General features: G+C 64.5%; 20 protein-coding genes. 10 read left to right on the plus strand and 10 right to left on the minus strand.

The features are described 5' to 3' along the window. The first annotated feature begins 79 nt into the window (after positions 1-79). Together AC56PL_RS16975 and AC56PL_RS16980 are read left to right on the plus strand one after the other, a co-directional pair. Positions 80-691 (plus strand): RNA polymerase sigma factor, encoded by a 612-nt coding sequence (locus AC56PL_RS16975; RefSeq protein WP_497154574.1) that lies wholly within the window; start codon positions 80-82, stop codon positions 689-691. Then, a complete protein-coding gene (locus AC56PL_RS16980; protein ID WP_497154575.1) occupies positions 688-1140 on the plus strand; it encodes a hypothetical protein in 453 nt (150 codons plus the stop codon). The genes AC56PL_RS16975 and AC56PL_RS16980 overlap by 4 nt, the downstream gene beginning before the upstream one ends. A gap of 9 nt (positions 1141-1149) precedes the next feature. On the opposite strand, the gene AC56PL_RS16985 is transcribed toward AC56PL_RS16980, so the two are convergent. The 7 genes from AC56PL_RS16985 to AC56PL_RS17015 are packed head-to-tail and all read right to left on the minus strand — an operon-like array spanning position 1150 to position 7616. After that, on the minus strand, positions 1150-1548 hold the full coding sequence (locus AC56PL_RS16985) for an iron-sulfur cluster assembly protein (RefSeq protein ID WP_495516522.1): 399 nt from the start codon (positions 1546-1548) through the stop codon (positions 1150-1152). Beyond that, positions 1545-2015, minus strand: coding sequence for a Fe-S cluster assembly sulfur transfer protein SufU (sufU, locus tag AC56PL_RS16990; protein ID WP_495516523.1), 471 nt, complete (start codon positions 2013-2015; stop codon positions 1545-1547). The genes AC56PL_RS16985 and sufU overlap by 4 nt, the downstream gene beginning before the upstream one ends. Next, a complete protein-coding gene (locus AC56PL_RS16995) occupies positions 2015-3337 on the minus strand; it encodes a SufS family cysteine desulfurase (RefSeq protein ID WP_497154576.1) in 1323 nt (440 codons plus the stop codon). The genes sufU and AC56PL_RS16995 overlap by 1 nt, the downstream gene beginning before the upstream one ends. Positions 3338-3381: 44 nt before the next feature. Further along, positions 3382-4152, minus strand: a complete 771-nt coding sequence (gene sufC / locus AC56PL_RS17000) for a Fe-S cluster assembly ATPase SufC (protein ID WP_495516525.1) — start codon at positions 4150-4152, stop codon at positions 3382-3384. A gap of 52 nt (positions 4153-4204) precedes the next feature. Next, entirely contained in the window at positions 4205-5395 is a 1191-nt protein-coding gene (gene sufD, locus AC56PL_RS17005; protein ID WP_495516526.1) for a Fe-S cluster assembly protein SufD, read from the minus strand. Beyond that, complete coding sequence (gene sufB / locus AC56PL_RS17010) at positions 5392-6843, minus strand: Fe-S cluster assembly protein SufB (protein ID WP_495516527.1); 1452 nt, start codon at positions 6841-6843, stop codon at positions 5392-5394. Before sufB ends, sufD begins: the two co-directional genes overlap by 4 nt. Continuing rightward, a complete protein-coding gene (locus AC56PL_RS17015) occupies positions 6840-7616 on the minus strand; it encodes a helix-turn-helix transcriptional regulator (RefSeq protein ID WP_497154577.1) in 777 nt (258 codons plus the stop codon). The genes sufB and AC56PL_RS17015 overlap by 4 nt, the downstream gene beginning before the upstream one ends. Positions 7617-7896: 280 nt before the next feature. On the opposite strand from AC56PL_RS17015, the gene mptB reads away from it, so the two are divergent. From mptB to AC56PL_RS17035, 4 genes are all read left to right on the plus strand, one after another. Next, positions 7897-9681, plus strand: a complete 1785-nt coding sequence (gene mptB, locus AC56PL_RS17020) for a polyprenol phosphomannose-dependent alpha 1,6 mannosyltransferase MptB (RefSeq protein ID WP_495516909.1) — start codon at positions 7897-7899, stop codon at positions 9679-9681. Positions 9682-9750: 69 nt separating this feature from the next. Continuing rightward, entirely contained in the window at positions 9751-10716 is a 966-nt protein-coding gene (locus AC56PL_RS17025) for an ATP-binding cassette domain-containing protein (RefSeq protein WP_495516529.1), read from the plus strand. Next, on the plus strand, positions 10713-11507 hold the full coding sequence (locus AC56PL_RS17030; RefSeq protein WP_495516530.1) for an ABC transporter permease: 795 nt from the start codon (positions 10713-10715) through the stop codon (positions 11505-11507). The genes AC56PL_RS17025 and AC56PL_RS17030 overlap by 4 nt, the downstream gene beginning before the upstream one ends. Before the next feature lie 32 nt (positions 11508-11539). Beyond that, entirely contained in the window at positions 11540-12535 is a 996-nt protein-coding gene (locus AC56PL_RS17035; RefSeq protein WP_497154837.1) for a COX15/CtaA family protein, read from the plus strand. 26 nt (positions 12536-12561) lie between these two features. Here the strand turns inward: AC56PL_RS17035 and AC56PL_RS17040 are convergent, their stop codons facing one another. Further along, positions 12562-12855, minus strand: a complete 294-nt coding sequence (locus AC56PL_RS17040; RefSeq protein WP_495516531.1) for a hypothetical protein — start codon at positions 12853-12855, stop codon at positions 12562-12564. Between the two features lie 87 nt (positions 12856-12942). Between AC56PL_RS17040 and AC56PL_RS17045 the strand changes: the two genes are divergently transcribed. After that, on the plus strand, positions 12943-13920 hold the full coding sequence (locus tag AC56PL_RS17045) for a quinone oxidoreductase family protein (RefSeq protein ID WP_497154838.1): 978 nt from the start codon (positions 12943-12945) through the stop codon (positions 13918-13920). On the opposite strand, the gene AC56PL_RS17050 is transcribed toward AC56PL_RS17045, so the two are convergent. After that, positions 13907-15097 carry an Rv0361 family membrane protein gene (locus tag AC56PL_RS17050; protein ID WP_497154578.1) on the minus strand — a complete coding sequence of 397 codons (1191 nt, stop codon included), beginning with the start codon at positions 15095-15097 and terminating at the stop codon, positions 13907-13909. The two genes, AC56PL_RS17045 and AC56PL_RS17050, sit on opposite strands and share 14 nt — an antisense overlap. A 112-nt stretch (positions 15098-15209) precedes the next feature. Then, positions 15210-16187, minus strand: coding sequence for a heme o synthase (locus tag AC56PL_RS17055; RefSeq protein WP_497154579.1), 978 nt, complete (start codon positions 16185-16187; stop codon positions 15210-15212). 272 nt (positions 16188-16459) lie between these two features. Between AC56PL_RS17055 and tkt the strand changes: the two genes are divergently transcribed. The 3 genes from tkt to zwf are packed head-to-tail and all read left to right on the plus strand — an operon-like array spanning position 16460 to position 21273. Beyond that, positions 16460-18547, plus strand: coding sequence for a transketolase (gene tkt, locus AC56PL_RS17060; protein WP_495516534.1), 2088 nt, complete (start codon positions 16460-16462; stop codon positions 18545-18547). Positions 18548-18600: 53 nt separating this feature from the next. After that, on the plus strand, positions 18601-19725 hold the full coding sequence (gene tal, locus AC56PL_RS17065) for a transaldolase (protein ID WP_495516535.1): 1125 nt from the start codon (positions 18601-18603) through the stop codon (positions 19723-19725). Positions 19726-19731: 6 nt separating this feature from the next. Beyond that, positions 19732-21273 carry a glucose-6-phosphate dehydrogenase gene (gene zwf / locus AC56PL_RS17070; RefSeq protein ID WP_497154580.1) on the plus strand — a complete coding sequence of 514 codons (1542 nt, stop codon included), beginning with the start codon at positions 19732-19734 and terminating at the stop codon, positions 21271-21273. The last annotated feature ends 6 nt before the right edge of the window (positions 21274-21279 follow it).

A 21279-nucleotide genomic window follows, 5' to 3' on the forward strand; every position in this document is an offset into this window, starting at 1 on the left:
TCTTATGACGAGGTGGGGACGCGATGTTGCACGGGGCGATTGTGGGCCACGCCACATCCAGAACTGGCATGCTGAAGCCGTGGACACAGAAAGCGAAGGATCCTTGATTCGCTACGCCGCACTGGGTGATCGCACTGCGTTCGAGGATCTGGTGCGGCGTCACCTCAAGCCTGTGCTCCGCTATGCCAACCGGCTCACCGGCTCACCGGCCACCGCAGAGGACATCACCCAGGAGACATTCCTCGCCGCCTGGCGCGGTTTGCCCGGGTTCGCCTTCCAATCGTCGTTCCGAACGTGGCTGTTCACCATCGCCTCACGCAAGACCATCGATCTGAGGCGGCAACGGGCCGCGATCCCCGTGACCGATGCAACGCTTGAACGGTCCGATCGATACACGCCCGGACCTGAAGACGAGGCGGTGGGCCAGTCCCTGCTCGATGCATTGGAGTACGAGCTCGGACAGCTCAGCCACCACGCCAGGGCCTGCTGGTGGCTACGAGAGGTCGAAGGGATGTCGCATGAGGACATCGCCACCGCGTTGGCGATCACCCGGGGATCGGTACGCGGTCATCTGCAGCGGGCGCGTGCGCAGTTGGCGCTGCGGCTTGCACCATGGAAACCCGCCGGGGCAAGGCCCGACAGGGTGGGCACTTACAGAGAACATCGAGGCACAAGTGAGGATCTGCGATGACCGAACCGGTGACCGACCCCGATCTGTGGTGGATCAGCGACGCTGCTGCTGCGCTCGATGCCCAGATTCCCCAGGACACGGTCCTCGCGAAGATCCGGGCCCGCCTGCATCACTCGAACCGGCGGGGTGTCCCGGTGTCGACCGACAGTCCGGGAATTCTGATCAACACCCGCGCGCTTCGCCTACTGCTGGCGGGCACCATCTGGGAGATCGGCCGACGAGACATCACCGCAATCGAATTCGACACCGAATCGACAACTCTCACCGCTGTCGACATCGATCTGATCGGCCGATACAGCGATCATCTCGAGGCAATCGGTGACCGGATACATGACGCGGTCACCGAGCGCCTACGAGAAATACTCGGGCCGGCGACGGGCTCAGCTGTCGCACGGCGCGTGCACTGGTCCGATCTGGAAAATCCGAACGACCCGGAAGAGGTCGCGTGAAGCCAGAGGTCAGACGGTGAAACCGAGCGCACGCAACTGTTCGCGTCCGTCATCGGTGATCTTGTCCGGACCCCACGGCGGCAGCCAAACCCAGTTGAGTTCCATGTCCGTGCACAGGCCGGAGGTGACCAGCGCATTGCGCGCCTGATCCTCGATCACATCGGTGAGCGGGCAGGCAGCCGACGTCAGCGTCATGTCGATCTTCGCGACCGCGTCGTTGTCCACGTCGAGGCCGTACACCAGCCCGAGGTCGACGACATTGATACCGAGTTCGGGGTCGACCACGTCGCGCATGGCCTCTTCGATGTCGTCGATGGACGGCAACGAGGTCTGCACCTGCGCCGGCACTGCTGCCGCCGGGGGTGTTGCGACCTCGGTCGAGCCTTCAGGTTCTGATGTTGCTGTCATACCGACTCCCTAGCCGAATCCTGTGTGCCGGCAACGGTTTGTGCCAGCGCGTCCTTGAATGCCATCCAGCCCAGCAGCGCGCACTTCACGCGGGCCGGATACTTGCTCACCCCGACGAATGCGACGCCGTCGCCGATCACGTCTTCGTCGCCTTCGTCGGCGCCGCGCGAGGTCATCATGTTGTTGAACGAATCAACCGTTGCCAGAGCCTGCGTCACGCTCTGGCCGACGAGCTGCTCGAACATCACCGAGGTCGAGGCCTGCGAGATGGAGCAGCCCTGTCCGTCGTAGGACACGTCTGCGACGGTCTCGCCGTCGTCGGACAGCCGGACCCGCAAGGTGACCTCGTCGCCACACGTCGGGTTGACGTGATGGACTTCGGCACCGAACGGATCCCGCAGGCCGCGGCCCTGTGGATGTTTGTAGTGATCGAGGATCACTTCCTGGTACATCTGTTCCATACGCATCAGGCAGTCACCCCACTGGGCACGGTGTCGCCATGTGCTTCGCGCACACCGAAGAACTCCTGGGCCTTGACGATTGCCTTTGCAAGCGCCTCGACCTCATCGAGTGTGTTGTACGCGGCGAACGACGCACGTGCAGTGGCGGCCACACCTAACCGCTTGTGCAGCGGCCAGGCGCAGTGGTGTCCGACGCGGATGGCGACACCTTCGTCGTCCAGGACCTGGCCCAGGTCGTGGGCGTGAATGCCGTCGACCACAAACGAGACCGCTCCCCCACGCTGCTCCGAGGTGGCCGGACCGATGATCCGGACGCCCTCGATCGCGCCGAGGGCGGACAACGTGGCTTCGACGAGCGAATGCTCGTGTGCGGCAATCGCGTCCATACCGAGGTCCTGCAGGTAACGAACCGCCGCACCCAACCCGATCACCTGAGAGGTCATCGGCACGCCTGCCTCGAAACGCTGCGGCGCGGGTGCGTAGGTGGAGACCTCCATGGAGACCGTTTCGATCATCGAACCGCCCGTGATGAACGGTGGCAGGCCGGCAAGTAGTTCCCGCTTGCCGTACAGCACACCGACACCGGAGGGCCCGAACATCTTGTGGCCGGAGAACGCCGCGAAGTCGACATCGAGGTCGTGGAAGTTCACCGTCATGTGCGGGACCGACTGGCAGGCATCGAGTACCACCAGCGCTCCGACGGCGCGTGCGCGGCGGACCATCTCGGGCACGTCGGCGATCGCACCGGTCACGTTCGACTGGTGCGTGAACGCCACCACCTTGACGGTGTCGTCGAGTTCCAGTGAATCCAGATCGATCCGACCCTCGTCGGTCACCCCGTACCACTTGAGTGTTGCGCCCGTCCGGCGGCACAGTTCTTGCCACGGAACCAGATTCGCGTGATGCTCGAGCTCGGTGACGACGACCGTGTCACGGGGACCGAGTGGACTGCCACCGAGCACTCCGGCACTGCGATCGTCGCCGAGGGTGTAGGTCACCAGGTTCAGCGCCTCGGTGGCGTTCTTGGTGAACGCCAACTCGTCGAAATCGGCGCCGACGAATCCGGCAACCACCGCACGCGCATCCTCGTAGGCATCGGTGGCCTCTTCGGCCAGCTGATGCGCTCCGCGGTGAACAGCCGCATTGCAGGTGACCAAAAAGTCGCGTTCGGCATCGAGAACCTGCACCGGACGTTGGCTGGTGGCACCGGAATCGAGGTACACCAGCGGCTTGTTATCGCGCACCGTACGACCCAGGATCGGGAAGTCGGCACGGACAGCAGTCACGTCCAGCGCAGTCGAAGCGATCGTGTCATCGATGCTTGTCATGTCTGGCCTCCTGGAGGATGTGCGGGCGAAAGGTAGATCCGGCGTCAGGCGGTTGCAGTCTGGGTGAACCGGATGTAACCGTTCTCCTCGAGCTCGTCGGCCAATTCCGGGCCACCCGACTCGACGATGCGACCGTCGATGAAAACATGGACGAAATCAGGCTTGATGTAGCGCAGGATCCGGGTGTAGTGCGTGATCAGCAGAACCCCGCCGTTCTCGCGCTCCTTGTAGCGGTTGACACCCTCGGAGACGACGCGCAGAGCATCGACGTCCAGGCCCGAATCGGTCTCGTCGAGGATCGCGATCTTCGGCTTGAGCAGTCCGAGCTGCAGGATCTCGTGACGCTTCTTCTCGCCACCGGAGAATCCCTCGTTGACACTGCGCTCACCGAACGACGGATTGATCTCCAGCTCGTTCATCGCTTCTTTGGTCTCTTTGACCCACAGTCGCAGCTTCGGTGCCTCGCCGCGGACGGCGGTGGCAGCGGTGCGCAAGAAGTTCGACATCGAGACACCCGGCACCTCGACGGGGTACTGCATCGCCAGGAACAGTCCGGCGCGCGCCCGCTCGTCGACCGACATCTCGAGGACGTTTTCGCCGTCGAGGGTGATGGTGCCCTGCGTCACTTCGTATTTCGGGTGCCCGGCGATGGCGTACGACAGCGTCGACTTGCCGGAGCCGTTGGGGCCCATGATCGCGTGGGTCTTGCCCGACTCGATGGTCAGGTCGACACCCTTGAGGATGTTGATGGGTTCGGCATCGGCGTCGGTCTGCTTGACGTTGACATGCAGATCACGGATTTCCAAAGTAGCCACGGTATTTGAGTTCCTTGCTGATATCTGGGGAAGAGTTTGTGCTTGCCGGCGATCAGGCGCCGGCGGCCTCGAGCTCGGCTTCGATGGCGGCCGACAGACGGTCACGCAGGTCTGGCAGCGCGATCCGAGCGATCACCTCGCCGAAGAATCCGCGGACCACCAGTCGGCGGGCCTCCTCTTCGGAGATGCCACGCGACTGCAGGTAGAACAGATGCTCGTCATCGAAACGGCCGGTGGCACTGGCATGTCCGGCGCCGACGATCTCACCCGTCTCGATTTCCAGGTTCGGTACCGAGTCGGCGCGGGCACCATCGGTCAGGATCAGGTTGCGGTTCAGCTCGAAGGTATCGGTGCCCTCTGCTTCGGCGCGGATCAGCACGTCGCCGACCCATACCGTCCTGGCCTCACGGGCCCGGTCGCCTTCGACGCCCTGCAGCGCACCCTTGTAGACCACATTCGACCGGCAATGCGGCTGCGAATGATCCACCAGCAGATGCTGTTCGAGATGCTGGCCGGCGTCGGCGAAGTACAGACCCCACAGTTCCGCGTCGCCACCGGGTGCGTCGTAGTGCACCACCTGGCTGAGCCGAACCAGTTCGCCACCGAGGCTGATCGCGAAGTGACGCAACACCGCATCCCGGCCGAGCCGGTTGTGGTGGGCGGTCACGTGCACCATGTCGTCGGCCCAGTCGTGGACGTTGAGCACGGTCAGATGCGCACTGTCACCGACGATGAACTCGATGTTCTCGCCGTAGGTGCCACTGCCCTTCTGGTCGATGACAACGGTCGCCTTGGCGAAACGTTCGAGCCGGATCTGGAGATGACCGAATGCCGTCTCGCCGACACCCGGACCCTCGACGGTCACGGTGATCGGTTCGGCGAGTTCGACCTCTTTGCCGACGGTCACCACCGTTGCCGAGGTGAACGACGAATAGGACTGCGCTGCAACCCGATCGAACGGCACGCCGCCCTGACCGAGACGCTTGTCGTCGCGGCCGACCGTTTCAACGGTCACACCCTGCGTGACTCCGGTGACCTCGACGGTCGCCTCGGCGCTGCGCTGGGCTCCGCCGTCGTGCAGACCGCGGAGCTTACGGAACGGCGTGAACTTCCACGCTTCGTCCTTGAAGCGGGGTACTTCGAAGGCGTTCACGTCAAACGACGTGAACATCTCTCCTTTGTTGACCGCCGGTCGAGAGTTCTCACCCTGGACCGCACCGACAACACCTGTAGCAGAACTCATCCGACGGAGCCTTCCATCTGCAGTTCGATCAGCCGGTTGAGTTCCAGCGCGTATTCCATCGGCAGTTCCTTGGCGATCGGCTCGACGAATCCGCGCACAACCATGGCCATTGCCTCGTCCTCGGTCAGACCGCGGCTCATGAGGTAGAAGATCTGGTCGTCGCTCACCTTGGAGACCGTGGCCTCATGACCCATCGTGACGTCGTCCTCGCGGATGTCGACGTAGGGGTAGGTGTCGCTCCGGCTGATCTGATCGACCAGAAGCGCGTCACATTTCACCGTCGAACGGCTGCCGTGTGCACCCTTGTTGATCTGGACCAGGCCACGGTACGAGGCCCGCCCGCCGCCACGCGCCACCGACTTGCTGATGATGTTCGACGAGGTGTTCGGTGCCAGATGCACCATCTTCGATCCGGTGTCCTGGTGCTGTCCGGGTCCGGCGAACGCAACCGAGAGCACTTCACCCTTGGCGCCTTCACCGGTCATCCACACAGCCGGGTACTTCATGGTGACCTTGGAACCGATGTTGCCGTCGACCCACTCCATGGTGGCGCCGGCTTCGGCCTTGGCCCGCTTGGTGACCAGGTTGTAGACGTTGTTCGACCAGTTCTGAATCGTGGTGTACCGGCAGCGGCCACCCTTCTTCACGATGATCTCGACAACGGCCGAGTGCAACGAGTCGGTCTTGTAGATCGGCGCGGTGCAACCCTCGACGTAATGCACGTAGGCACCCTCGTCGACGATGATCAGCGTGCGCTCGAACTGACCCATGTTCTCGGTGTTGATCCGGAAGTAGGCCTGCAGCGGGATGTCGACATGGACGCCCGGCGGGACGTAGATGAACGAACCGCCCGACCAGACCGCGGTGTTCAGTGCGGAGAACTTGTTGTCGCCTGCCGGGATGACCGTGCCGAAGTACTCCCGGAACAGTTCCGGCTGTTCCTTCAACGCGGTGTCGGTGTCGAGGAACAGCACACCCTGCTGCTCGAGATCCTCACGAATCGAGTGGTAGACGACCTCGGACTCGTACTGTGCGGCGACACCGGAGACCAGCCGCTGCTTCTCGGCTTCCGGGATGCCCAGTCGGTCGTAGGTGTTCTTGATGTCTTCGGGCAGATCGTCCCAGGTGGCTGCCTGCTTCTCGCTGGAGCGCACGAAGTACTTGATGTTGTCGAAGTCGATGCCGTCGAGATCGCTGCCCCAGTTCGGCATGGGCTTGCGGTCGAAGATCGACAACGCCTTGAGGCGCGCCGCGAGCATCCACTCGGGCTCACTCTTCTTCGACGAGATGTCTGCGACAACCGCTTCGGACAGGCCGCGCTTGGCGCTGGCGCCCGCGACATCGGAATCGGACCAGCCGTATCCGTATGAACCGAAAGAGTCGATCGTCTCTTCCTGCGTCAGAACGCCCGCCGGTACTGCTGCGGGGGTGGGGTCTGTGACCGTCATATGTGACTCCTTCCGGAGGCTACCGATGCCGACGCGGACTGGGCGTCGACCTGATTTGCCCCCTGCATTTTTGCAAGTGGCACGTGGGTGGTGCATGCGCAGTCGCCGTTGGCGATCGTTGCCAGACGCTGCACGTGGGTACCGAGTTTCGCGGTGAACACCGCAGTTTCTGCTTCGCACAATTCCGGGAACTCGGCGGCCACGTGCGCCACCGGACAATGGTGCTGGCAGATCTGCACACCATTTCCAACGCGACGAGTGGTGGCAGAAAATCCCGCAATGGTCAATGCTTCGGCAATTTGTTCGGCGGTGTTCTCGAGTTCTTCTGCCGAACTACCCGATACGGGCACGTCAGAGACGATTTCCTGAGCGCGTTCCATGGCGAAGTCGGTAACCGCCTCCTCGCCACCAATCGTGCGCAGGCGGCGCATGACAGCGCCGGCGAGATCGTCATACGCGTGCTTGAGGCGTCCACGACCGCTCGATGTGAGCTGGAAATGCTTGGCCGGACGTCCGCGCCCACGGTGCGCGTAGCGCGGCGCTGCGGTCGCGATCACATCACCCGAGGCGATCATTGCGTCGAGATGACGACGTACCGCGGTAGGTGTGATGCCGAGCTCTTCGCTGATGTGTACCGCCGTGACCGGTCCCTGTTCGAGAATCAGGGTGACCACCGCGGCCCGGGTCTGGCCGTCATGACTGACCGGAACCGGCGAATCAACGCCGATATGTGTGCCCGGAGCAGCAGACTGTGACAGCGGAGCAGCAGACATCGATGCCCCTTCCGGGGCATGCGAGGTACCAACAACCGTTTTCACAACACAAGTGTTACCGAAATAGATTCCGATTGCTAGCAAGGGTCACCTTGCTTGATCAACGCCACACTTTCGGCCCGGTACCGGAGCATCGGCCGCGTAGGGCTGACCGGGCTGAAATCACCAGGCGATTACAGTCTCACCTGTGCCGGATACCGCAGCCCCCGAAGTCGACCCTCCCGTCGACCCCAAAAAGACTGCACCGGCGACCGACGCTGCACGGGGGTCCAGAGGTCCGATTCGCGGAGAATTCCGCAAGGCGCTCGAGTACCTGGGCCTGCGACGTGTCGGCGAACCCGTGCCGGACCCCGACGCCACCGGCGACTACGGCGTGGCGGTCGCGCGGCTACATGATGACGAGTCCGAGGTCGGGCCGCTCACCAGAGCCGAGAACAAGCGTCTGCTGAGTATCCGCGTGTTCGGGACCCTGGGTTCGGTCCTGGTGCTGGTCGGATCACTCGGTACCGGCGCGCTCCCGGTCCTGCAGAATCCGCTCGCCGGTATGCGCGTGTTGTCTCTGCCGTCCCGGATGTGGCCGGTCGCGCTGACGTTCTCGCTCACCGGAGTCGTGATCCTGGTCCTGGCGTGGTTGTTGCTCGGAAGGTTCGCGGTCGGGCGCCTCGGTGTCGACGTGTTGAAGGACCGATCGCCCCAGCGACGGATGACGCGTAGCCAGGCCGATCGCACACTGCTGGTCTGGATCCTCCCGTTCGTGCTGGCACCACCGATGCTCAGCAAGGACGTCTACTCCTACCTGGCGCAGAGCGAGATCGCCGCCCGCGGCCTCGACCCGTACAAGATCAGCCCGGCTGCGGGCCTGGGCATCGATCACGTGTTCACCAGGTCGGTGCCGAACATCTGGCGCGAGACCCCGGCGCCCTACGGCCCACTGTTCCTCTGGCTCGGAGACCAGATCACGCATCTGACCGGCGAGAACATCCCGGCGGCATTGGCCGCGCACCGGGTGCTCGCACTGCTCGGTGTGGCGATGATCGTCTGGGCGCTGCCCCGCCTGGCGGGCCGGTGCGGTGTCTCTCCGGTCGCGGCACTGTGGCTCGGAGCCATGAACCCCCTGCTCATCCTGCATCTGGTCGGCGGAATCCACAACGAAGCGCTGATGCTCGGCATGATGCTCGCCGGACTCGAGCTGTGTTTCCGGGGGATCGATTCACCCGACCGGCTCCGAAAACCCGGTTCGTGGTCACCGAGCCCACCGGGGTGGATTCTGGTCGCCGGCGTCGTGGTGATCGCCGGCTCCTGCATGATCAAGGTCTCCTCGATCCTCGCGCTCGGATTTGTCGGCGTGGCACTGGCCCGCCGCTGGGGCGCAACCCTCCCGGCGCTGCGTCACGCTCCGGTCCGCGAGTACTGGCAACGCTCCAAACGCAGCGTGCTGGCGCTGCTGGGTGCCGCGGGTCTGCTGGCGGTGATCCTGGCGGTGGTCATCGTCGTCCTCTGTGTCGGTACCGGACTGGGATTCGGCTGGACGAAGACTTTGTCGACCGGCGGGGTCGTGCGGTCATGGATGTCGATGCCGACCTTCATGTCGGTGACCACCGGCCGGGTCGGCGTACTACTCGGTCTCGGCGATCAGACCCAGGCGATGCTCGACGTCGCCCAACCGATCGGGCAGGTGATCGCCGGAATTCTGGTGATTCGCTGGCTGCTCGCCGCGCTGGCAGGCCGGATCCACCCCGTCGGGGCCCTCGGGTTGGCGATGGGCAGCTTCGTGCTGTTCTTCCCCTTCGTCCAGCCCTGGTATCTGCTGTGGTTCATCATCCCGCTGGCGGCCTGGGCCACCGGGCGATGGTTCCGCCTGATCGCGATCACGCTCTCGGCGATCATCTCCGTCGTCGTACTGCCGACCGGTGCCGGCACGCGTGGCTTCCAGTTGGCCGAGGCCATCGTCGCGGCGGTCCTTCTTGTGGCAATACTCACAGCGTTGTTCTTCGAAGAGATGCCGTGGCAGCGCCGACGACGCGTGAACGCCGAGGACACCGACAAGGCAACCGCGCAGAACTGACCGCAAACAAGGCACTCGAAGGTCACCCGTGTTCGGTTCCCCAGCGCAGGCCGCTTACTCTTGGACGTTGTGAACAGCCCGTCGTACGCTCCCGGGGTCACCGGTGCCGCGGCGACCGGCCCAGCCCTGTCGGTCAAAGGCCTGGTGAAGAGATTCGGCGAGACAACCGCGGTCGGCGGTCTCGACTTCGAACTCCAGACCGGCGAGATCCTGGCCATTCTGGGTCCCAACGGTGCAGGTAAGACCACCACCGTCGAAATCTGCGAAGGCTTCGCCTCGCCGGATTCCGGTGAGGTCACCCTCCTGGGCCTTGATCCCATCGCAGACAACGAGGCAGTCCGCAGCCGTATCGGCGTGATGCTCCAGGGCGGTGGCGCATATCCGGGCGCCCGCGCGGGCGAGATGTTGCGGCTGTGTGCCTCGTACTCCGCCGATCCCCTCGACCCGGACTGGCTCCTGCAGAACCTTGGACTCGTCGACGCCCAGCGCACGCCGTATCGGCGACTCTCGGGTGGACAACAACAACGCCTCGCGCTCGGCTGCGCACTGGTGGGCCGTCCCGAAGTGGTCTTTCTCGACGAACCCACCGCCGGCATGGATGCGCACGCCCGGATCATGGTGTGGGAGCTGATCGATCGCCTACGAGCCGACGGCGTCTCGGTGCTGCTGACCACCCATCTGATGGATGAGGCCGAAGCGCTCGCGGATCAGGTGCTGATCATCGATCACGGGGTCGAGGTCGCCAAGGGCTCCCCCGCCGAACTGACCAGCCGCGGAGCCGAGAACGAGCTACGATTCCACGCGCCCCGCGGACTCGACATGACCCACCTGGAGTCTGTTCTGCCAGAAGGCTATTCGTGCACCGAGTTCACGCCGGGCGGGTACCTGGTCACCGGCCATGTCACCCCGAAGGTGTTGGCCATGGTGACCGCATGGTGTGCGGAGATCGATGTACTGGCAACCGACCTGCAGGTCGAGACACGGAGCCTGGAAGACGTCTTCCTGGATCTGACCGGCCGAGGGATGCGCGAATGACCACTGCACGACCGAACAGCGACAACCGCTTCGCCGCGGGCACATTCACCCCGCGGCCGAGCCCGGCCCCGATCCGCAAAATGCTCACCGCCCAGTCCCGGATCGAATTGCTCCTGCTGCTGCGCAACGGCGAGCAACAACTGCTGACCATGTTCATCCCGATCACCATGCTGATCGGGCTGTGTCTGCTGCCCATCGGCGACTTCGACGAATCCCGGGCCGACATGTTCGTGCCCGCGATCATGACCGTTGCGGTGATGTCGACCGCATTCACCGGTCAGGCGATCGCCGTCGGATTCGATCGCCGGTACGGCGCGCTCAAGCGACTCGGGGCCACCCCCTTGCCGCGATGGGGTGTGATCGCAGGCAAATCCATCGCGGTTGCCATCGTGGTCAGCATGCAGGCGGTGATCCTCGGCGTCATCGGGCTGATCCTGGGCTGGGAGCCCTCAGCGGCCGGACTCCTGCTCGGCATCCTGGTGATCGCCATCGGCACGCTCATGTTCTCGGCGATGGGCTTGCTGCTCGGCGGCACCCTCAAGGCCGAGATCGTCCTGGCCCTGGCCAACCTGCTGTGGTTCGCATTCCTCGGGATCGCGTCGATCGTCGTGATCGGCGACAGTATTCCGACCGCGGTCGAGTGGTTCGCCCGGTGCACTCCGTCGGGCGCCCTGAGCGAGGCCCTGCATCAGGCAACGTCGGGTTCGCTGGACCTGGTCGGCATCGCAGTGCTCTGCGCCTGGGGTATCGCCGCCGGTACCGCCGCCGTTCGTTACTTCAAGTTCACCTGAACCGCGACCATCAAACCCGGCAACCTACGATCATTACCGTGTACCGCTTGTTTGTCCGGCTCGTCGACCGGCTCCCGCTCCCGTCCCTGCGTTTTCAGATCCTCTCCGCTTTGGCGGTGGTACTGACGCAGGCGGGCATCGCGGTCACCGGATCGATCGTCCGGGTGACGTCGTCCGGACTCGGGTGCCCGACGTGGCCCCAGTGTTTCCCCGGCAGCTTCACCCCGGTCCAGCACGACGAGATCGCCGCAATTCACACCGCGGTCGAGTTCGGCAACCGACTGCTGACCTTCCTGGTGACCCTCACCGCCGCGATCATCGTGATCGCCGTGACGCGGGCGCGGCGCAGGTACGAGGTTCGTCTCTACGCCTGGCTGATGCCGGCGTCGACGATCGTCCAGGCCGTCATGGGCGGCATCACCGTACTGACCGGTCTGCTGTGGTGGACGGTCGCGATCCACCTGATCTTGTCGATGGGCATGGTGTGGCTGGCGGTTCTGCTGCTGGAAAAGGTGCGCGAACCCGACGACGTCGAAGCCGTCGCTGTGGTGCCTGCGCCCATCCGGTGGCTGACGGTCTTGTCCGCAGTCCTGATGACCGGGGTTCTGATCGCCGGAACGATGGTGACCGGCGCCGGACCCCATGCCGGTGACAAGAGCATCGACAAACCCGTGCCTCGATTGAAGATCGAGATCACCACGCTGGTTCATCTGCACGCCGATCTGTTGATCGCCTACCTGTCGGTGCTGGTGGCAATCGGTTTTGCACTCTTCGCCGTCAAGGCTCCCGAACGACTGAAGCGGCGGCTCTACGTGGTCGTCGCCGTGGTCGTCGCGCAGGCGTTGGTGGGTGTGACCCAGTACGCGACCGACATCCCGGCACTACTGGTGGTCCTCCACGTCGCGGGCGCCGGAGCCAGCGTGGCTGCCACGGCCGCCCTGTGGGTCGCGATGCGGCCCCGGCAGGCACCGACCACGTCCGGGACGAAGTCGTCCACCCCACCGGTCGAGGCCGCAACCGCGTCCTAGCTGTTCGGGTCCTGGCTGTTCGGGTCCTACGTGTTGGCGACCCAGCCCGCCATCTTGCGGTAGTGCGACGGCTTCACGGTCGCGGTTGACGTCAGTTCGCGATCCCACTCGCCGATTTCGAGGCCCTCGACCTGTTCGACGATCGCCTTGGCGGTGTCGAGATCGGGCACCACCTGATCGCCCAGGATGCCGCCCTCGCCGCCGACCAGGGTGATCCGAACACCCGCTGCTCCGACGGGCTGCAAAACAGCTGTTGCCGACCCTCCCTCGCGCGCCACGTACTTGCTGATCGCTGCGATGACCGCCTTGTGTTCGCTCATGCGCCACAGCTTAGTTGGGGCTTCGGCCGCTCCGGGATCGGACACCCCCGCTGCGTACGGATCAGGCGGGTGGGTACAACTACAGTCATGCACGCAATCCAGGTGAGTCGACACGGTGGACCCGAAGTTCTCGAATACGTCGAACTGCCGGACCCCCAGCCGGCGCCGGGAGAGATTCTGGTGCGGGTTGCAGCCATCGGTGTGAACTTCATCGACACCTATCAGCGGGCAGGCATCTATGCGATGCAACTGCCGTACATCCCGGGCAGCGAAGGCGCCGGTGTCGTCGTCGCCGTCGGCGACGGCGTGGAATCGCCCTCTGTGGGTCAGCGGGTCGCCTGGTGCGACGCCCCGGGAAGTTACGCCGAACTCGTCACCATGCCCGCCCACGTTGCCGTCGCGGTCCCGGACGGTGTCAGCGACGAGGTTGCTGCCTCGGCGTTGCTGCAGGGCTGCACCGCCCACTATCTGCTGGACGGATCGTCGCACCCGAAGACCGGTGACACCGTGCTGCTCCACGCCGGTGCCGGCGGAGTCGGCCTCGTCCTCACGCAGATGGCCAAAGCCAAGGGCATTCGGATCATCACCACCGTGTCGAACGATGCCAAGGAGGCGTTGTCGCGGGGTGCGGGCGCCGACGAGGTGCTCCGATACGGCGACGACCTCGCCGATCGCGTCCGGGACCTCACCGACGGCAAAGGTGTGGCCGTTGTCTACGACGGCGTCGGAGCCGACACCATCGACCAGAGCATCGCGGCAACTGCGGTCCGGGGCATGGTGGTGCTGTTCGGTGCCGCCAGTGGTCCGGTCCCCCCATTCGACCTCCAGCGGCTCAACGCAGCCGGATCCCTGTCGATCACCCGTCCGAAACTGGGAGATTTCATCGCCGACCCCGCCGAACGTGCGTGGCGGGCCGGCGACGTCATGAGCGGAATCAACAACGGGACGGTCAATGTGCACGTCGGACACCGCTATGAATTGCCCGAAGCCGCCCGTGCCCACATCGACCTGCAGGCGCGGGCCACGAGCGGCTCGGTGGTCTTGCTGCCGGTCAGTTCGGAGTGAACACCGGGTTGTCGGCCGACAGATCGACGTCCCCGTAGAGGTACTGGGTGTCGGTCTCGGTTTTGGTCTCGGCCGGCCGCGATCCCGAAGCCTTGGTGCGGAACGTCACCGACCAGTTCAGCTGGCCATCGACCGACACCTCGTTCGGGTTGTCGTATCCGAGCCGGGTCTCCAGGCCATCGAGGCTGGGCGCGGTCCACACCGCCGAACCCGGTTCCGGGTCGTAGGCGTAGACGTCCTGTTCACAACCGGGCTTGTCGGTGCTCGCGTCGGGCTCTTTCGACAACGCACAGTTGTCGACGTAGGCCTGCACCGCCGTCTCGACAGCTGAGGATCCCGTCCCGCTCAGAGACACGGTCGGCGCGCTCGTCGATCCGTAGCTGCTCCCCGACATCGCGAATTCCGATTTCTCCTCGTCCAGGACGGTGAAGTTCCTGTTCGAGGTCCCCCACTCGATCGGGCCCGGAAAGACGTAGATCTTCGCCTCGTTCTCGACGGGCACCCCGAATACCGTCAGCCCGGGGATTCCGTTCTTGAAGTACGAGATGTCGATGTCGACGGCTCCGTCGTCGAGGCGCCAGTCATCACCGGCCTTGCTGAGCATGAATGTCTCGTCGGCCTTGCGATCACCGAACGTGTACGTGGCCTGCACCGTCGCCATGTCGCTGGACTCGGAGGTGTCGATGATCTTCACATCGGTGATCGGGGCGATCTCCTGCTGCTTGCTCAGGACGTCGTCGGTGAGCAGCAGTTCGGACGCCTGTGTCTTCATCAGACCGCGGGCCTTGGCGGAATCACCGTCGGCCAGTGCCTGTAGGTACGACTCGACCGTCGCGTCGGGTCCGCTCGACGAACTGCCGCCGGTGAAAACGACCAGTGAGACGACGAGGATCACGACAACAGCAGCGGCAGCGGCGGCCAGGGCGATGAACAACGGCTTCTTGGATTTGGGGGGCGGGACGGGCCCGCCTCCGCCATGCGGCCAGGGGGCCTGCCCCGGTTGCGCATACGGCGCATAGGCCCCGTAGTTGGGATCAACCCCGGGCGGCACCTGGCCTGCGGGATTCTGCGACGGCGGGTACTGACCGAATTGCGGCTGACCAGCGAGGGTCGGTTCCGAATACGGCTGCCAACCGGCCTCGTCAGGACCCGGGCCCGGACCATACGGATGTGACACATTCCCCCCGATCAGGTAACTCCGGCCATCACCCCAACGGCCGATCTGAAAACGTTAACTTGTTCGGCCGCAACTGCCATCACAGGCGTCCGGTATTCGGCCGACGCGACGATCAGAACAGGCTGGACAGAGTCGGCAAACCGATGACCGAATCGATTGCCAGGCCACAGAAAACCACGGCCAGATACTCGTTGGACTGCAGGAAGACCTTCAGCGGTACGACTTCTTCGCCACGCTGGGTTCCGCGGTAGAGCTTGTGCACCACGTAGATGAACCATCCGCCTGCGATGACGGCAACCGCGGTGTAGATCCAGCTGGTCGCCCAGCACAGGACGAGCGTGCTCAGAACGGTCGCCCAGGTGTAGGCCAGCATCTGACGGGTGACCTGCACCTCGGTGGCGATCACGGGCAGCATCGGGACACCCGCAGCGCGGTAGTCCTCCTTGTAGCGCATCGCCAGCGCCCAGGTGTGCGGCGGAGTCCAGAAGAAGATCACCGCGAACAACACCAACGGTTCCCAGCTCAGCGTCCCGGTGACCGCGGTCCAGCCGACCAGCGTCGGCATACAGCCGGCGGCCCCACCCCAGACGACGTTCTGCCAGGTGCGACGCTTCAAGATCATCGTGTAGACGAAGACGTAGAACGCGATGGTTGCCATCACCAGCAGCGCACTGAGCAGGTTGGTCGTCGTGAACAGCACCACAAAGGACGCCGCTCCGAGAGCCAGACCGAAGATCAGGGCACTACGTGTCGACACCGCGTGACGGGCCAGGGGCCGCCGTTCGGTGCGCTTCATCTTCTGATCGATGTCCGCGTCGACAACCATGTTCAGGGTGTTGGCGCTGGCCGCACCCAGCCAGCCACCGAGCAGGGTCCAGGCCATCAAGGCCGGATCCACATGCCCACGATCGGCCAACAGCATCACCGGAATCGTCGCCACGAGCAGCAATTCGATGACGCGAGGCTTGGTCAACGCGAGATACGCGAGCGCCAATCCCGAAATCCGCCCACGAACGCTGGTGGTGGGCTCCACGGGAGCAACCTCACCACCATCTGACGCTGGGGAGGAGGCGAAACCGTGTCCGCTCACACGTTCCCCAATCCGCACTAGATCTCCTGACTCATGCTCATCTACTACAGGGAATGGTAGACGGAGGTCGGTCCCAAACAGCAATCGAGGTCCGATCGCCCGCCTATCTGTGGCGTCGGTTACCACGGGCCCTCCCCCGCCGATTCGCGAGCCGTAGCCCGCGGCGACGGCTCCGGGCGACTACCCTAGATGGCGGACTGTGCATTGCCCAGGCCAGTGACAAATGTCGAGCCCCGGAATCAGAAGTTTGAGCTTGAGGAGTTCAGAAGATCGTGTCAGCAACAGATGAGATTCGCACACTAACTCAGGCTTCACACCCCGCAGACTGGACTGCAGTCGACACCAAAGCAGTTGACACGGTTCGTGTTCTGGCTGCCGACGCGGTCCAGAAGTGTGGAAGCGGACACCCGGGGACCGCCATGAGTCTGGCTCCCCTGGCCTACACCCTCTTCCAGCGGGTGATGCAGCACGACCCGAACGACACCGATTGGATGGGCCGCGACCGTTTCATCCTCTCCTGTGGCCACTCGAGCCTGACCCTCTACATCCAGCTGTACCTCGGCGGCTTCGGGCTCGAACTCGAGGACATCGAGGCGCTGCGCACGTGGGATTCGAAGACCCCCGGCCATCCGGAGTACCGGCACACCCGCGGTGTCGAGATGACCACCGGTCCGCTGGGTCAGGGTCTGGCCTCCGCGGTGGGCATGGCCATGGCCGCCCGCTACGAGCGCGGCCTGTTCGATCCCGACGCACCGGTCGGGCAGAGCGCTTTCGATCACTACATCTACGTGATCGCCTCCGACGGTGACATCGAAGAGGGCGTGACCTCCGAGGCGAGTTCACTGGCAGGCACCCAGCAGCTCGGCAACCTCATCGTCTTCTATGACAAGAACCACATCTCGATCGAGGACGACACCGACATCGCGCTGTCCGAGGACGTCGCCGCGCGGTACGAGGCCTACGGCTGGCACGTGCAGCACGTCGAAGGTGGAGAAAATGTCACCGCGATCGAGGAAGCCGTCGAGAAGGCCAAGGCCGTGATCGACAGGCCCTCGATCATCGTGCTTCGCACCATCATCGGCTACCCCGCCCCGAACAAGATGAACACCGGCGGTATCCACGGCTCGGCACTGGGCGCCGACGAGGTGGCCGCCACCAAGCAAGCATTGGGCTTCGACCCCGACAAGAGCTTCGACGTCTCCGACGAGGTCATCACCCACACCCGCGCGCTCGTCGACCGCGGCGCCGAGCTCCGCAAGGCCTGGGACAAGTCCTTCGACGAATGGGCGCAGGCCTACCCCGACCGCAAGGCACTGCTCGACCGCCTCGTGGTCAACGGCCTGCCCGAGGGCTGGACCGATGTGCTCCCGAAGTGGGAGGTCGGCGACAAGGACGTGGCAACCCGATCGGCGTCCGGCAAGGTGCTCTCGGCGCTCGGCCCGATTCTGCCCGAACTCTGGGGCGGTTCTGCCGACCTCGCAGGCAGCAACAACACCACGATGGACGGTGCAGCCTCGTTCGGACCGGAGGGCATCAGCACCAAGTCGTGGAGCGCGAACCCGTACGGCCGGACACTGCACTTCGGTATCCGCGAGCACGCGATGGGCGCGATCCTGTCGGGCATCGTCCGGCACGGCCCGACCCGCGCCTACGGCGGTACGTTCCTGCAGTTCGCCGACTACATGCGTCCCGCGGTGCGTCTGGCCGCGCTGATGAAGACCGATCCGATCTACGTCTGGACCCACGACTCGATCGGTCTCGGCGAGGACGGGCCGACGCATCAGCCGATCGAACACCTCGCATCCCTGCGCGCGATCCCCAACCTCGACGTGGTGCGTCCCGGCGACGCCAACGAGACGGCGTACGCCTGGCAGAACATCATGATCCGGCGACACAACCCGGTCGGGTTGGCGCTGACCCGCCAGAACCTGCCGATCCTCGAGGGCACATCGGCCGAGGGCGTGGCCATGGGTGGCTACATCCTGTCGGAGCCCGAGAGCGAGCCCCAGGTGATCCTGATCGGAACCGGATCCGAGGTGTACCTCGCCGTTGAAGCGCAAAAAGCATTGAAGGACAAGGGCATTGCCGCCCGCGTCGTCTCGATGCCGTGTGTCGAGTGGTTCGACGAGCAGGATGAGTCGTACCGCACCTCGGTGCTTCCGCCTGCTCTGAAGGCCCGCGTGGTCGTAGAGGCAGGCATCGCGATGCCGTGGTACCGACTGGTCGGCGACGGCGGCGAGATCGTCTCGATCGAGCACTACGGCGCATCGGCCGACTACAAGGTCCTCTACGAAAAGTTCGGGATCACCGCGGAGGCCGTGACCGCCGCAGCCGAGCGCGCAATCGCGAAGCAATCCTGAACGCCATCGCAAAACAGTCCTGAACTCCCCACCATCTGAAATTGGAGCACGACATGAGCGAACAGAACGCCAATCTTGCTGCACTGGCCGAGGCCGGCGTCTCGGTCTGGCTCGACGACCTCTCCCGGACCCGGATCGAATCCGGCAACCTGGCAGAGCTCATCGCGACGAAATCGGTCGTCGGTGTCACCACCAACCCGTCGATCTTCCAGGCTGCCCTGTCGAAGGGTGATGCCTACGACGCACAGGTCAACGAACTCGCCGCCCGCGGCGCCGACGTCGACGCGACCATCCGGACCGTCACCACCGACGATGTCCGCAACGCGTGTGACGTGCTCGCGCCGCAGTTCGAAGCGTCCAAGGGCGTCGACGGCCGGGTATCGATCGAGGTCGATCCCCGCCTCGCGCACGATTCCGACAAGACGGTCGCCCAGGCGGTCGAACTGTGGAAGATCGTCGACCGGCCCAACCTGCTGATCAAGATCCCCGCAACGATTGCGGGCACACCCGCAATCACCAAGGTGATCGCGGAGGGCATCAGCGTCAACGTGACCCTGATCTTCTCGGTCGAGCGGTACCGGGACGTCATGTCCGCCTACATCGAGGGCCTGCAGCAGGCCTCGACCGCGGGCCACGATCTGTCGAAGATCCATTCGGTCGCATCGTTCTTCGTCTCCCGCGTCGACAGCGAGATCGACAAGCGTCTCGACGCGATCGGCACCGACGAGGCCAAGGCACTCAAGGGCAAGGCGGCTCTGGCCAACGCCCGTCTCGCCTACGCCGCGTACCAGGAGGTGTTCGAGCAGGGTGACGGTTTCACCGCCCTCGCCGCAGCCGGTGCCAACGCCCAGCGCCCGCTCTGGGCCTCCACCGGTGTCAAGGATCCGGCCTACCCCGACACCCTCTACGTCGGTGAACTGGTCGCCCCGAACACCGTCAACACCATGCCCGAGAAGACGATGGACGCCTTTGCCGACCACGGCGAGATCAACGCCGAATCGGTTGTTGGTCAGGGCCCGGCGTCCCAGCAGGTCTTCGACTCGCTGGAAGCCGCCGGGATCGATGTGACCGACGTGTTCCTGGTGCTGGAGAAGGAAGGCGTGGAGAAGTTCGAGGGAGCGTGGCAGGAATTGCTCGACGCCACTGCCGAGCAACTCGCCGCCGGCTCGAAGGGCTGATCGACCTTGCCGAGCCGTCCCGCCGATCAGTGGGTCAATCCACTGCGCGATGAACGCGACAAGCGACTCCCCCGGATCGCAGGCCCGTGCAGCCTGGTCATCTTCGGTGTCACCGGCGACCTGGCACGCCGCAAGCTGATGCCTGCGGTGTACGACCTGGCGAACCGTGGGCTGTTGCCACCTGGTTTTGCACTGGTCGGCTTCGCTCGGCGGGACTGGGACCACGAGGATTTCGCGCAGGTGGTGCACGACGCCGTGCGCGCGAGTGCCCGTACCCCGTTCCGGGAAGATGTCTGGGAGCGACTGAGCGAGGGTTTCCGGTTCGTCCGGGGTGCCTTCGATGACGGCGATGCCTTCGACCGGTTGCGGGACACGCTGGCCGAACTCGACGAGAAGCGCGGTACCGGCGGAAATCATGCGTTCTACCTCTCGATTCCGCCGGCCGCCTTCCCCGTTGTGTGCGAACAACTCTCCCGCTCGGGGTTGGCGCAGCAGTCCGAGGAGACGTGGCGGCGGGTGGTCATCGAGAAGCCCTTCGGCCATGACCTAGAGAGCGCCAAAGAGCTCAATGCCGTGGTGAACAACGTCTTTCCGGAGCAATCGGTATTCCGGATCGATCACTACCTCGGCAAGGAGACGGTCCAGAACATCCTGGCGCTGCGGTTCGCCAATCAGCTGTTCGACCCGGTGTGGAGTTCGCATTACGTCGACCACGTCCAGATCACGATGGCCGAGGACATCGGTCTCGGCGGCCGGGCCGGGTACTACGACGGCATCGGCGCGGCGCGCGACGTCATCCAGAACCACCTGATCCAGTTGATGGCCCTGGTGGCGATGGAAGAGCCCATTTCCTTTGAGCCGCACGAACTCCAGAGCGAGAAGATCAAGGTCCTCTCGGCCACCAAGAACATCCTGCCCCTCGACGAGAACACCGCGCGGGGGCAGTACGAGGCGGGCTGGCAGGGCAGCGAGAAGGTGCCGGGACTGCTTGACGAAAGCGGCTTTGCCCACGATTCGACGACGGAGACCTTCGCGGCCATCGCCGTCGAGGTCGACAGTCGCCGGTGGGCCGGTGTGCCGTTCTATCTGCGCACCGGAAAGCGGTTGGGCCGCAGGGTCACCGAGATCGCGCTCGTGTTCAAACGGGCTCCGCACCTTCCGTTCGACCAGACGATGACCGAAGAGCTGAGCCAGAACGCTCTGGTGATCCGGGTGCAGCCCGATGAGGGCATCACGCTCCGGTTCGGCTCCAAGGTCCCGGGATCGTCGATGGAGGTGCGTGACGTCAACATGGACTTCTCGTACGGACAGGCCTTCACGGAGTCCTCCCCCGAGGCCTACGAACGTCTGATCCTCGACGTCCTGCTCGGTGTGCCGTCCCTGTTCCCGGTGAATGCCGAGGTCGAACTGTCCTGGCAGATCCTCGATCCGGTGCTCGAACACTGGGCGGCCAGCGGCAAGCCGGACGGTTACGAGGCGGGGACCTGGGGCCCGCAATCCGCAGAAGACATGATGGCGCGGCACGGAAGGGCCTGGCGTCGTCCCTGACCGCTC

This window comes from Williamsia sp. Y721 (assembly GCF_059683565.1).

Excerpts from the sequence above, each read along its gene's own strand:
- AC56PL_RS16980 (WP_497154575.1), top strand. The coding sequence starts at position 688 with ATGACCGAACCGGTGACCGACCCCGATCTGTGGTGGATCAGCGACGCT.
- AC56PL_RS16985 (WP_495516522.1), bottom strand. The coding sequence starts at position 1,548 with ATGACAGCAACATCAGAACCTGAAGGCTCGACCGAGGTCGCAACACCC.
- sufU (WP_495516523.1), bottom strand. The coding sequence starts at position 2,015 with ATGCGTATGGAACAGATGTACCAGGAAGTGATCCTCGATCACTACAAA.
- AC56PL_RS16995 (WP_497154576.1), bottom strand. The coding sequence starts at position 3,337 with ATGACAAGCATCGATGACACGATCGCTTCGACTGCGCTGGACGTGACT.
- sufD (WP_495516526.1), bottom strand. The coding sequence starts at position 5,395 with ATGAGTTCTGCTACAGGTGTTGTCGGTGCGGTCCAGGGTGAGAACTCT.
- sufB (WP_495516527.1), bottom strand. The coding sequence starts at position 6,843 with ATGACGGTCACAGACCCCACCCCCGCAGCAGTACCGGCGGGCGTTCTG.
- AC56PL_RS17015 (WP_497154577.1), bottom strand. The coding sequence starts at position 7,616 with ATGTCTGCTGCTCCGCTGTCACAGTCTGCTGCTCCGGGCACACATATC.
- AC56PL_RS17030 (WP_495516530.1), top strand. The coding sequence starts at position 10,713 with ATGACCACTGCACGACCGAACAGCGACAACCGCTTCGCCGCGGGCACA.
- AC56PL_RS17040 (WP_495516531.1), bottom strand. The coding sequence starts at position 12,855 with ATGAGCGAACACAAGGCGGTCATCGCAGCGATCAGCAAGTACGTGGCG.
- AC56PL_RS17045 (WP_497154838.1), top strand. The coding sequence starts at position 12,943 with ATGCACGCAATCCAGGTGAGTCGACACGGTGGACCCGAAGTTCTCGAA.
- tal (WP_495516535.1), top strand. The coding sequence starts at position 18,601 with ATGAGCGAACAGAACGCCAATCTTGCTGCACTGGCCGAGGCCGGCGTC.